At 46.7% G+C, this 11892-nt stretch carries 11 protein-coding genes; 3 read left to right on the top strand and 8 right to left on the bottom strand.

Annotated elements, in window-relative coordinates; all coding sequences use genetic code 11:
* Positions 1-13: 13 nt before the first annotated feature.
* The 7 genes from fabG to KW844_RS17345 all read right to left on the bottom strand — a co-directional run bounded on the left by fabG (position 14) and on the right by KW844_RS17345 (position 7856).
* Positions 14-742, bottom strand: coding sequence for a 3-oxoacyl-ACP reductase FabG (gene fabG / locus KW844_RS17375; RefSeq protein WP_218378045.1), 729 nt, complete (start codon positions 740-742; stop codon positions 14-16).
* An 18-nt stretch (positions 743-760) separates the two neighbouring features.
* A complete protein-coding gene (gene hutH, locus KW844_RS17370) occupies positions 761-2296 on the bottom strand; it encodes a histidine ammonia-lyase (RefSeq protein WP_218378044.1) in 1536 nt (511 codons plus the stop codon).
* Positions 2297-2441: 145 nt separating this feature from the next.
* Positions 2442-3737: a hemolysin family protein gene (locus tag KW844_RS17365; RefSeq protein WP_218378043.1), complete on the bottom strand. Its 1296-nt coding sequence runs from the start codon at positions 3735-3737 to the stop codon at positions 2442-2444.
* Positions 3738-3760: 23 nt separating this feature from the next.
* The gene (locus KW844_RS17360) at positions 3761-4495 is read right to left on the bottom strand and encodes a ZIP family metal transporter (protein ID WP_218378042.1); all 735 of its coding nucleotides are present in this window, start codon (positions 4493-4495) and stop codon (positions 3761-3763) included.
* The gene (locus KW844_RS17355) at positions 4492-5076 is read right to left on the bottom strand and encodes a phosphatase PAP2 family protein (RefSeq protein ID WP_218378041.1); all 585 of its coding nucleotides are present in this window, start codon (positions 5074-5076) and stop codon (positions 4492-4494) included. The genes KW844_RS17360 and KW844_RS17355 overlap by 4 nt, the downstream gene beginning before the upstream one ends.
* Positions 5070-5822: a class I SAM-dependent methyltransferase gene (locus KW844_RS17350; RefSeq protein WP_218378040.1), complete on the bottom strand. Its 753-nt coding sequence runs from the start codon at positions 5820-5822 to the stop codon at positions 5070-5072. Before KW844_RS17350 ends, KW844_RS17355 begins: the two co-directional genes overlap by 7 nt.
* Positions 5823-5831: 9 nt before the next feature.
* The gene (locus tag KW844_RS17345) at positions 5832-7856 is read right to left on the bottom strand and encodes an LTA synthase family protein (RefSeq protein ID WP_218378039.1); all 2025 of its coding nucleotides are present in this window, start codon (positions 7854-7856) and stop codon (positions 5832-5834) included.
* A gap of 174 nt (positions 7857-8030) precedes the next feature.
* On the opposite strand from KW844_RS17345, the gene glmM reads away from it, so the two are divergent.
* From glmM to KW844_RS17330, 3 genes are all read left to right on the top strand, one after another.
* Positions 8031-9413 (top strand): phosphoglucosamine mutase, encoded by a 1383-nt coding sequence (glmM, locus tag KW844_RS17340; RefSeq protein ID WP_218378038.1) that lies wholly within the window; start codon positions 8031-8033, stop codon positions 9411-9413.
* Between the two features lie 164 nt (positions 9414-9577).
* On the top strand, positions 9578-10015 hold the full coding sequence (locus KW844_RS17335) for a hypothetical protein (RefSeq protein ID WP_218378037.1): 438 nt from the start codon (positions 9578-9580) through the stop codon (positions 10013-10015).
* Complete coding sequence (locus KW844_RS17330; RefSeq protein ID WP_218378036.1) at positions 10012-10500, top strand: nucleotidyltransferase; 489 nt, start codon at positions 10012-10014, stop codon at positions 10498-10500. The genes KW844_RS17335 and KW844_RS17330 overlap by 4 nt, the downstream gene beginning before the upstream one ends.
* Before the next feature lie 243 nt (positions 10501-10743).
* On the opposite strand, the gene KW844_RS17325 is transcribed toward KW844_RS17330, so the two are convergent.
* Complete coding sequence (locus tag KW844_RS17325) at positions 10744-11868, bottom strand: cysteine desulfurase family protein (protein ID WP_218378035.1); 1125 nt, start codon at positions 11866-11868, stop codon at positions 10744-10746.
* Between the last annotated feature and the right edge of the window lie 24 nt (positions 11869-11892).

Raw genomic sequence — 11892 nt, 5'->3', positions numbered from 1 at the left:
AGTTGGATTATTATCAGGTATATAGTCCACCGTTGATGCTCAGTACTTCGCCGGTGATGTAGCCAGCACCTTTGGAGGCAAAAAATGCCACGGCTTCAGCTACTTCTTCTGCGGTACCGAAGCGGTTCATCGGCACTTGTGCGGCCAGTTCTTTTTCGTTCAGTTCTGCCGTCATATCGGTTTTGATAAATCCTGGTGCTACTGCGTTTACGGTTACGCCACGCTTGGCGATTTCCTGTGCCAGCGCTTTGGTAGCTCCGATCACGCCTGCTTTGGCGGCTGAGTAGTTGGTTTGTCCGGCCAGGCCTTTGATACCGGATAAGGATACCATGTTGATGATGCGGCCGTAGCGTTTCATCAGCATGCCACTGAGTACCTGTTTGGTAACGTGATAGAAACCATTCAGGCTGATATTGAGTACATTATTCCACTGTGCCTCGCTCATCATAAACATCAGCCCATCTTCACGCACACCGGCATTGTTGACCAGTACTTCTATCTGGTCGTCTTTATGCCCTTCTATCCAGTTGCCGAGCACCTGGGTTACTTCCTCTGCGCTGCCTACGTTGAACTGCAGCAGTTCGCCGGTGCTGCCGGCTGCTTTTACTGCTTCCAGTGTTTCGAGGGCTGCTGCCTCATTGCCTTTATAGTTGATCAGAACATGGTAACCCCGTTCTGCCATTTTAATACATACTGCCCGTCCTATGCCTCTTGAGCCGCCGGTGATAAGCGCACATTTCATTGTTGAGAGTTTTTGCTGTTACAACTGTACCGGCTGGTTTGCCATCAGGTACTCCCTGATTTTCTGAAGGTCCTTATATTTAGGACTGTCTTCAATAAATTTAGGGAAAATCGCCCTCACCTCTTCGTAAATTTTGTGTGAAAAGCCTGCCAGCCTGTCCTGGCAACCGAGGTAATCCACTGCCTGCAGCATGGTCATCACCTGGATGGCCAATACTTCGAAAGTGTTGCCGATTACTCTGCCTGCCATCAGCGCGGCGTTGCAGCCCATGCTCACAATATCCTGGTTATCATTGTTATTAGGTATGCTGTGTACATACATCGGGAAGGAAAGCGTCTGGTTTTCCGCCACCGTGGAGGTTGCTGTAAACTGTACGCCCTGCATACCGAAGTTGAAGCCCAGTTTACCAAGGTTCATAAACGGCGGGAACTTATGGTTCAGCTTTTCGTTCATGAGGTAGTTCAGCTGGCGCTCGGAGAGCATCGACAGCTTGGTGATGGCGATTTTGATCTTATCCATTTCCAGGGAAACATAGTCGCCATGGAAGTTACCGCCATGGAACACATTTTCCTTGTGGTGATCCACCACCGGGTTATCACTCACGGAGTTCAGCTCCTGCACTACCAGCTGCTCGGCCTGTTTCAGGGTATCGAACACCGGTCCCAGGATCTGTGGAACACAGCGGAGTGAATAGTATTCCTGTACTTTATCTTTAAATATCTCTTCTTCCAGTTCTTTATAGAGGTGATCCGGACGGTGGCGTACCATTTTGCTGCCCACGAGGATCTCCCGCATGATGGCGGCCACTTTGTTCTGGCCTTCATGCATTTTAACCGCATTGAGTTCTGCCGACAAATGATCATCAAAGGCTTCCACGATCTCGTTGATCATGGCAGAGATGGTGATAGACCAGGTCAGCAGTCGTTTTGCTTCGATCAGGTTTACCAGGCCCACGCCGGTCATGGCCGATGTTCCGTTGATGATGGCCAGGCCTTCCCGCACATGGATGCCGATAGGCTTGAGACCCAGTCTGGCAAATACTTCAGCCGTAGGCTGCAGTTTCTCTTCATACACCACTTCCCCTTCCCCGATCAGCACCAGGGCCAGGTGAGCGAGCTGCACGAGGTCGCCGCTGGCGCCCACGCCGCCGTGCTCAAACACACACGGATATACGTTTTTATTGATCAGATCTTTCAGCAGGTGTACTACCTCAGGGTGGATGCCCGAATGTGCCTGCATAAAGCTGCTGAGGCGGGCGATCATCAGACCTTTGGTATGTAACGGAGATAACAGTTTGCCGGAGCCGGAACTGTGGCTGCGGATCAGGTTGTATTGCAGCTGGAAGGTGTCCTCATCGCTGATGCGGTACTGTGCCATCGGCCCAAAGCCGGTGTTGATACCATAAATCAGTTTTTTTGCGGAAAACTTCTTCAGAAACTCAAAACTGGCTTCCACCTGTTGTAAAGCCGCTGCGTCCAATACCAGCTCTTCACCGCTGTAAAGAACCCTGTAAGCTTCTTCCAGGGACAGCACCTTACTTCCTATTGCAACCATGGTGACTATTAAATTAAATTTATTGTTTATGTAAAAAAGTGCTCAAATTTAGTATAAACCTGGGTTTATCCAAATAATTAAGGCACTCCGTTCATTAAAATACGGATAACTACGTTGGCGGTTTCTACGTGTGCAGGGAAGATAATCAGTCCTCTTCGTCTGTTGATTGCATAGGCGGAACTACCATGACTTTATCGATGCGGTGTGCATCCATGTCCACTATCTCGAAGGTAAACCCTTTCCAGCTGAACTTTTCGCCGGTACTCGGGATATGCTCCAGGTGGTGGAGGATAAAACCTGCCAGGGTATCGAAGTCCTGTTCAAATTCATTCATCCAGTCTTCCTTGTCGAATTCGGCCAGGAAGTCGTAGAACGGAATCTGTGCATCCACCAGATAGCTGCCATCATCGCGGAGGTGCATCTCGTAACTGTCATATTCTTCGGTTTCCGGCATATCACCAACAATAGCCTCCAGGATATCGTTGAGGGTGATCATACCAAGAAACGTACCGTACTCATCAACGATGAATGCGGCATGTATATGTGTTTCCTTAAACTTTTCCAGTACCTGGTAGGCGGTATTGTTTTCAGGAACGAATAGTGGTTTTTTCATTACCTGCGCCAGTGGCAGGGCTTTCCCGGCAACGGCATACAGATCTTTAATGGACACAACGCCTTTCAGCGCATCCACTTCCCCATCGCATACAGGGTATACGGAGTGGAGACTTTCACGGATTTTAGACTGGTAGGCATCGATGGATTCATTGATATCCAGCCAGGTGATATCTGTGCGGTGGGTCATGAGCGAGGTAATGTTCCTGTCGCCCAGGTGAAATACCCTTTCGATAATTTCCTGTTCAGTTTCTTCAATAGCGCCGGAGGACGTCCCCTCGTTGATCATGGCCTTAATTTCTTCCTCCGTAACATGGGTATCGTTAGGGCGGACATTAAACAGTTTTACGAGCACATTGGTAGATGCGCTCAGCAACCAGATGAACGGAAAGGTAAGCCAGGAGATCAGGGTCATGGGCCTGGCCACATTTTTAGCGATAGTCTCCGGCTTGGCCATTGCCAGCCGTTTAGGCACAAGCTCTCCCAATACAAGGGAAAAATAGGTGATGGTCACTACGATGATGGTAGTTGCCAGGGGGCCGCTGTATGGTTGTACAGATGGATAAGTATTAAGCCAGGCTACGATATCAGTTTTGATATTTTCACCGGAGTAAATACCGGTAAGGATACCGATAAGTGTGATGCCGATCTGGACGGTGGAAAGAAACCTGTCCGGATTGTTGGCCAGCTTCAGCGCGGCCTTTGCTTTTTCATCCCCTTTATTGGCGAGGTGCTCCAGCCTGATTTTGCGGGCGGACACCAATGCTATCTCCGACATCGAGAATAGGCCATTGAGTAAAATGAGGATGAGGATTATGACGACTTCCATGATATAAAGTCTAAAAATAATAATTATTCAAATATCAGTGTAATAAATGCCAGTACCAGTCCCAGGGCGATAGCCATCACTTTTTTACGGCTCAGCTCATGGTGTTTGGTACCGCTTTCATAGAAAATAGTAGTAGAAATATGCAGAAAAGCGCCAATTACCAGGGCAACCAGATATACCAGATAGTGAGATACTACCTCAAAGCGATTACCGAGCCATCCTGCCAGTATAGCCGCTACCGGCGTTACCAGGGCAAAAACGATGAGTATCTGCCATAACTGCTGTTTCGACTTATGGGCGTGGATCATCACCGTTATCAGCGTCAGGGCTTCCGGAATTTTGTGCGCCGCCACTCCCAGCATTAAGGATGGCAGGGCCGACTGGTCTTCATAATGAAAGCCCAGCGGAATACCTTCCATAAACGCGTGGATAGACAAACCCAGTAACAACGGGGTTACAGCTATATGGTGATGATGATTTTCAGTAGGCAGGTGCGAGTGGCCATGTTCCATGCCGTGCGACAGCTGCTGCAGGAATACCTGCAGGAAAAAGCCCAGTACGATATAGGCACCTGCGGCATGGCCCAGCTCATGGTATACCTCAGGCAGCAGGTGCATGATGGTAACGCCAAATAAGAAAGCGCCTGTAAATGCCAGCAGGTAAATAGTGAAATTGGCACTGATATGCCTTACCGTCATAGGAATGATTCCCCCGGCAATAGTTGCAACCAGTACAAGTATCAGATAATTCCAGTTCATGTTTTCAATTCAGGTTCCAATTCCAGTCTTATACGCCTGCTGAAGAAGCTTCCGCTCAGCAACCCGATCAGAGAGCCCAGCACAGCGCCACCGGTTACATCCAGCGGGTAGTGTACACCCACGTATACCTGTGCATAGGCAATTGCTGCTGCCCACAGGTAAAACAAAAGGGTAAACCGGCCAAAGAATGATTTTAAAGTTAAGAAACAAAAGGTAGCCAGCGCAAAATGATTGGCCGCATGGTTAGAGGTAAAACTGCCGCTCATTGGGCAATACACCACCAACACCCTTGTATAGTGAGATACCACAGGGTCGCGGCAAGGCCTGATCCTTCCGAAGTAATCCTTCAGAAACAGGCTTGACTGATCCGAAATCCCAAATGTTACCAGGAAAAAAACGATCCAGAAAAATCCTCTCCAGCCAAAGTTAATGGTCACGAACACCCCCAAAAACAGATATAGTGGAGCCCAGATAAATGGTTCCCGCAATATCGGCATAATCACATCCAGCAGTGCGTTGTGCCACTGCCCGTTGATATGGAAAAATAACCTGAGATCGCCACGAAGTAAACTTTCTAGCATGGCTTTGTTTTTGTGGCTATGATGATCAGTCGCGGTGACTGTTGGTCGTCATAGCTATTAAAATGATAGTCTCCGAAAATTTCCGTGATCTCCATCCCGTGCCGCGCAAACATCTCCTCAAAATCAGCTTTGGTAAAAGCATTCACACTCTCGGTATACCTCAGTCTCCTCATCTTCTCCTTATCGAGTATACTGATTTCCTTGAGGAATTTATTATTGTGCAGCTCCCGGTGGATATCAAATACGACCTGCTCTTTCTCTTTTACTTCAGCTTTAACAAGATGCGCGGCTACATAGTTGCTGTTGAGGTAGTCCAGCACCAGTTTACCACCCGGTTTGAGGGCGTTGGTGAGGGTACGCAGGGCATTATCGTTATCCCGTTGGGTATCGAAATAGCCAAAGCTGGTGAAGAAATTAAATACAACATCGAAATAATTAACGCGAAAGGGTAAACGCATATCATGCTGAAAAAAGCTCAGGTGATCGTTTTCCAGTTTTTTGGCGATGTTGATGCTTTCGGTGGAAAGATCGATACCGGTTACATAATAGCCTTTATCCGCGAGGTATTTGGCGTGGCGTCCTTTGCCACAGGCTACATCCAGCATTTCGGCATCTGTTGCCGGGCGGAGGTAGGCCAGGAGTTTATCAATAAAAGCAGCAGCCTCCTTTTCATCCCTGTTGCTGTACAGCAGGTGATAATAAGGAGAATTGAACCAATCTTTAAACCATGCTTTTTCTGCTTCCACTGCGTATTATTATTTTTTATTATTAAAGAGTAAATATCGTGTGCTTTGATAATAGCCACGTGTTAAATTATCCAGATATTTTGCCTGCTCCGGCTGCGCTGTGGCCACGTTTTTCTGTGGGTCGCCCTGGAGGTCATACAGCGCGGAGGCACCTGTTTTGTCGTTTACTTCATAGAGATACTTATTTCCCAACATAGCATAGTAGCCTTGCTGGTTACGGATATACGTAATAAACACATATTTGTCGTTACCGTTGCGGGTACTGTCAAACAGGTTCATACCCATAGTATAGTTATTATACGGCATACCTACCATACCTGCCACGGTAGGATAAATATCCAGCAGGCTGCCCGGGGTGGTGATCACCTGGCCCGGCGTGATGTGCTTAGGGCTGTACATGAAAGCGGTGACGTGCACGCTGCCGGTAGCCATTTCATATTCCGGCAGTGGCATAAAGCTGTATGGATTGAGGATACAGTTATGATCTCCGAAGAATACGAAAATAGTATTATCCAGGTAGCCGTCTTTTTTTGCCATTTCAACAAGGTGGCCTACGTTATAGTCTTCGTAACGCAGGGCGTTGAACTGGTCTATACTTACAAAGCCTGACTTTTTGAATTGCTCCATATTCAGGTCTTTTTCCTTCATATCCTTGAAATCGCCGTTTCCTTTGGTGGTAGTGTATGGCGGATGGTTATCGGCCAGCTGCAGGAAGGCGATGAAAGGTTTCTTTTTCTCGTTATTTTCTTTGAAGATGGCACTGGCTTCGGTAATGAGGTCGAAGTCGGACACGCCCCATACATCTGCCTTTGGTGATTTCCAGTCGCCCTCTTCGAAGATTTTGAGGCCTTCCACATTGTTGGTAAATACCGCACGGATATTGGCCCAGTTGGTGTTACCACCGAGCATATAATATTTATCGTAGCCGGTAAACTGATCCATGACCACGCGCTGGTCCAGCATCTGCGGGTGACGGCTGGCGGTGCGTACGCGGGTGATATCGGGCAGTCCGGTGGTAACGCCAAAAACAGTTCTGGCGGTACTTACGGCGGGAACATAAAAATTCTTGAACAGGATACCTTCGTCAGACAGGCGCTGCATGTTGGGCGTAGGTTGCATGGGATTACCATACATACTGGTGGGCGCTGCGCCGGTGGATTCGAGCATCACCAGTACTATATTCAGTTTAGGTTTGGTGCTGTCACCGGGGGAATGTCGTTTATAGTCCAGCGTGGCTGCATCCGGCTTATCTACCCGGAGGTATTCAGCTGTAGGATTGTAGTATTGGCGGGTAAGTTCCGGATCAAAGGAATCACCTTTTACATTCAGGTTGGAAACGAAGTACAGGATCGGGTTGAGGCCGAGGCTGGTGACGCCGTTGTCGCGCGTGAACATGGCCTGGCTCCAGCGCAGCGGGAAATAGGCAACGTTGGCGTATATACCAGCGGCGGTGAGCAGGATAAGGGCGCTGGTCCAACCGATGAACACCCCTTTGCGGAGGTATATTTCCGGTTGTGCGGCGAAGTATTTCCAGGTGCGCTTTTGAATCACCAGCAGGAAGAACATAAATAGCGCTAAGGCCAGGACGCCGCGTACTACGGGATAGCTTTGCCACACCATGCGGGCGTTATCGGCGCGTTCGCCTTTGGCCAGGAAGCGGAGCACCGATGGATCGAGGCGGATACCGAGATAATCGTAATGACCGAGGTCGAGTATATATAATAAGGTAAGACCGAGGTAGAGTATAAAAAGGTAAATGAAATTAAATTTACGTATAGGCTTACGCGTGAAATAGCTATTTCTGAAAATAAGTGTGACAATTAACAACGGTACTATCAGGATCAATGTAAGACGCATGTCAAATTTAAGACCCAGGTACCACGCTTTGGAGATCACGGCGGCATCGGTGATGGTGGTCTTGAAGAAGAACAGGAAAAATAGCAGCCTGAACATGACCATCAGCAGGAATAGGTAAAGCGTTTGAACAAACACATATCGAATATACCGGGGTATATTCTTCCAGAAGTTTTGCATGTAACGTATAGCCGTTTTTTTAAAAGCGTAGCTGCAAATATAGTTATTACTTATTAGATAAGGCGCGTTTAGAGGCTGATAATGCCCTATGAAGGCCGGAGTTCATCACAATTTACTAATTAGGAAATCTGGCACGGATTTTTTTATATTTGCCTTCCTTAAAAAACGAAACTTGTGGCACTGATCAAATCGATATCCGGCATACGCGGAACCATAGGCGGCAGGCCCGGCGAGGGACTTTCTCCATTAGACGTAGTAAAATTCACAGCGGCTTACGGCACCTGGCTTAGCAGGAACACAGAAAACCGTAAGGTAGTAATTGGCCGTGATGGCCGTATTTCAGGAGAAATGGTAAAAAACCTGGTAGTGTCCACTCTCAACGGCTTAGGCATTGATGTGGTAGACCTTGGTTTATCCACCACCCCTACTGTAGAAGTAGCTGTTAAGATGGAAAACGCTGCAGGTGGTATTATTCTCACTGCCAGCCACAATCCTAAAGAATGGAACGCCCTGAAATTGCTGAACGGTGAAGGCGAGTTTATTTCCGGTGAAGATGGCGCACAGCTCCTGGAAATCGCTGCCAGCGAAGACTTCAACTTTGCTGACGTAAACAAACTGGGTACTTACACCCAGGACGACTCCTATTTGCAAAAGCACATCGACCTGATAGTAAATTATCCACTGGTAGACGTGGAAGCTATCAGAAAGCGTAACTTCAAAGTGGTGGTAGATGCGGTGAACTCCACCGGTGCCATATTTGTGCCTGCCCTGCTGAATGCGCTGGGTGTAGAGCAAGTAGAGGTATTGTTTGGAGAAGTTACCGGTAAGTTCAGCCACAATCCGGAGCCACTGCCAGAAAACCTGGTGGCATTATCCAACGAAGTAAACAAATCCAAAGCTGACCTGGGCATCGCAGTAGATCCGGACGTAGACCGTCTCTGCTTCGTATGTGAGGATGGCAGTATGTTTGGTGAAGAATATACCCTTGTTGCCGTAGCTGATTACATCCTCAGCAAACGCAAAGGCAACACTGTTTCCAACCTCTCTTCTACCCGTGCATTGAAAGATGTTACTTTGAAACATGGTGGTGAGTACACACCATCTGCCGTAGGCGAAGTAAATGTGGTAAAGAAAATGAAGGAAACCAACGCAGTCATTGGCGGCGAAGGTAACGGTGGTATCATTGTTCCGGATCTGCATTACGGTCGTGATGCGCTCATTGGCATCGGGTTATTCCTGAGCCATCTGGCACACAGCGGTAAAGGCATCAAAGCACTGCGCAACAGCTATCCTGACTATTTCATCTCTAAAAATAAAATAGAGTTGGATAAAGGGGTAGACGTTAAAGTTATCTTTGAAAAAATCAAGGATAAATACAAGAACCAGCCCATCAACACCGAAGATGGTCTGAAAATAGAGTTCGAAACTGACTGGGTGCATCTGCGCACTTCTAACACCGAGCCTATTATCCGTATTTATGCGGAGTCGCAGAATGAAACTACTGCCGACAATATTGCAAAAAGAATTATGCAGGACATTAAAGAGTTCATGCACTAGTTATAACGCTATTTTTCCAAAAGCGGCAAAGCTGAAAAGGCCGTCTCAGTAGATGAGACGGCTTTTTTCATTTAATACGTGAAAAATATAAAATTTCAATTTCAAAAACATCTATAATAAGTAAATATGACCAATATTACACTTATATTTGTTATATTTGCTTTATGTCAGTTAGCTTAGAAAGTAAAAAACGAATTGTATTGGTGTACTGGAAAAATCGTCCGGAACAACCATTTGAAGTATTTTCAAACCTCAAAAATTTTTGTTTAAGTTACCCGGCATACAATTATAACACACTAAACAATTATCTGAGTAAAGAGAAAATTCCATTTGACAATAAAGAAGTGCGTGTAGAAAGGCACTATGTTATTACGCAACCGAAAATAGCTGCTCCTTCGACAAAGGTGGAACGTTCTATAGTGCCTGTTGTACGTAAAGTTTTAATGAAAGAAGCAGATGATGCTGCCCATGACCTGGAATACTGGTTAAATCAACCGCCAGCCCAGAGGCTTGCTGCAGTAACATTTATTATTAATCAATCCTTAAGAAAGAATAGCAGGATCGATAAAACTGCAATTCAAAAAAGACCATTGAAGTCATGATTCTTGCACAAGATTTTGAGGACTTTGTAAAGTTACTAAATAAACATCAGGTGGATTATATGGTGGTGGGTGGATATGCACTCGCACTTCACGGTAAACCACGTCATACTGGGGATTTAGATATATGGATTAATATTTCCCCAGAGAATGCGGAGCGTATACTCCTGGTTCTTAATGAATATGGCATGGCCTCTTTGGGATTTGAGAAAGAAGACTTTTTACGCCAAGGCTATATTAATCAAATCGGTTATCCTCCACTACGCATTGATATATTAAACCAGATAGATGGTGTCGAATTTTCGGAGGCTGTAAAAAACCGCCAGCTAATTGCAATTGACGATGATCTTGAGATTGCTTTCATTGGGTTGAAAGATTTATTGAAAAATAAACAGGCCGCGGGTCGTAGTCAGGATCTGTCAGATATTAAGGAAATAAAAAAAATCCTTCCTAAAGAGAAAAAAGGTAAGAAGAAACCTAAAAAGTAATTGCAATTATAAAGTTGCGAAGGCCGTCTCAGTAGATGAGACGGCTTTTTCTTTTCCAACGGGCATAAAAAAAGAGCAACCGAAGCTGCTCTTTTTTTACGCAAAGGAAGATGTTTATCAGGTGTAATCTGTAATGCATACAGAATAACCATAGTATTTTTCGGGGGTTATAATATCGCCGGTGGCGATGTTATAACCCCCTGATTAAGCGGAGCCGCTGGTTCCGCTTTATCAGGGAAAAAGTTAAATCAGTTCTTTCAATTTTGCAATCACGGTATCCACTTCTGCTTTCGTATTATTCTTGGAGAAAGAGAAGCGTACAGCGATCTGATTAGGATTGCTGTTGATAGCGCGGATTACGTGTGAACCTGCGTTGGCACCGGATGTGCAGGCACTGCCGCCGGAAGCGCAGATACCGTTGATATCCATGTTAAACAGGATCATTTCGCTTTTTTCTGTTTTAGGGAAAGAAGCGTTGAGTACGGTGTACAGGCTGCGTCCATAGAGGTCACCGTTGAAGGTAACGCCAGGGATCTGCTGTTGCAGTTGCTCCGCCATATACATACGCAGGTCGTTGATATGTTTGCTATGCTCTTCGTGGTGGGCAGTTGCCATTTCGAGGGCTTTTGCAAAACCGATGATACCGTACAGGTTTTCGGTACCCGCGCGCATGTTGCGCTCCTGGCTACCACCCTGGATAAACGGTGTGATCTTTACGTTTTCGTTGATGTAGAGGATACCTACGCCTTTAGGACCGTGGAATTTGTGGCCGGCACCGGTAATGAAGTGCACGGGGGTGTTTCTCAGGTCAAAAGGATAGTGTCCTACTGTTTGGACAGTGTCGGAGTGGAAGATAGCATCGAACTCTTTACAGAGGGTGCCCACCGCCTGGATATCGAGCAGGTTGCCGATTTCGTTGTTGGCGTGCATCAGTGTTACCAGGCTTCTTTCTTTAGAGCCGGCGAGCAGTTCGCGCAGGTTTTCCAGGTCGATGTGACCATCAGGCAGCAGCTTCACGAAAGACAGCGTTACGCCCTGGTGGTGCAGGTGCTCCACGGAATGCAGGGTAGCATGGTGTTCTATCGGAGAAGAGATGATGTGTTTACATCCCAGATCTCTGATAGCCGCGTTGATAGCGGTGTTGCTGGCTTCAGTACCGCCGGAGGTAAAGAAAATTTCTCCCGGGTGAGCGTTCAAAATTTTGGCTACTGACTTACGTGCGTTTTCAATTCCCAGACGGGATTCTCTTCCGTAGGAATAGATAGAAGACGGGTTTCCGAATTTTTCGGTCATATACGGCAGCATGGCCTCCAATACTACCGGGTCCAGCGACGTGGTGGCTGCGTTGTCAAAATATATTCTTTCCAATGCGTTGGTTTTTGAAAAAAAGAA

It is taken from the genome of Chitinophaga sp. sic0106 (assembly GCF_019219075.1).
Classification (GTDB): Bacteria; Bacteroidota; Bacteroidia; order Chitinophagales; family Chitinophagaceae; genus Chitinophaga.
The sequence above is the reverse complement of the archived record's forward strand: the minus strand, read 5'-3'. Positions and strand labels throughout refer to the sequence as shown.

Coding starts and splice junctions, on each gene's coding strand:
- fabG (WP_218378045.1), bottom strand. CDS start 742: ATGAAATGTGCGCTTATCACCGGCGGCTCAAGAGGCATAGGACGGGCA.
- hutH (WP_218378044.1), bottom strand. CDS start 2,296: ATGGTTGCAATAGGAAGTAAGGTGCTGTCCCTGGAAGAAGCTTACAGG.
- KW844_RS17365 (WP_218378043.1), bottom strand. CDS start 3,737: ATGGAAGTCGTCATAATCCTCATCCTCATTTTACTCAATGGCCTATTC.
- KW844_RS17360 (WP_218378042.1), bottom strand. CDS start 4,495: ATGAACTGGAATTATCTGATACTTGTACTGGTTGCAACTATTGCCGGG.
- KW844_RS17355 (WP_218378041.1), bottom strand. CDS start 5,076: ATGCTAGAAAGTTTACTTCGTGGCGATCTCAGGTTATTTTTCCATATC.
- KW844_RS17345 (WP_218378039.1), bottom strand. CDS start 7,856: ATGCAAAACTTCTGGAAGAATATACCCCGGTATATTCGATATGTGTTT.
- KW844_RS17335 (WP_218378037.1), top strand. CDS start 9,578: ATGTCAGTTAGCTTAGAAAGTAAAAAACGAATTGTATTGGTGTACTGG.
- KW844_RS17330 (WP_218378036.1), top strand. CDS start 10,012: ATGATTCTTGCACAAGATTTTGAGGACTTTGTAAAGTTACTAAATAAA.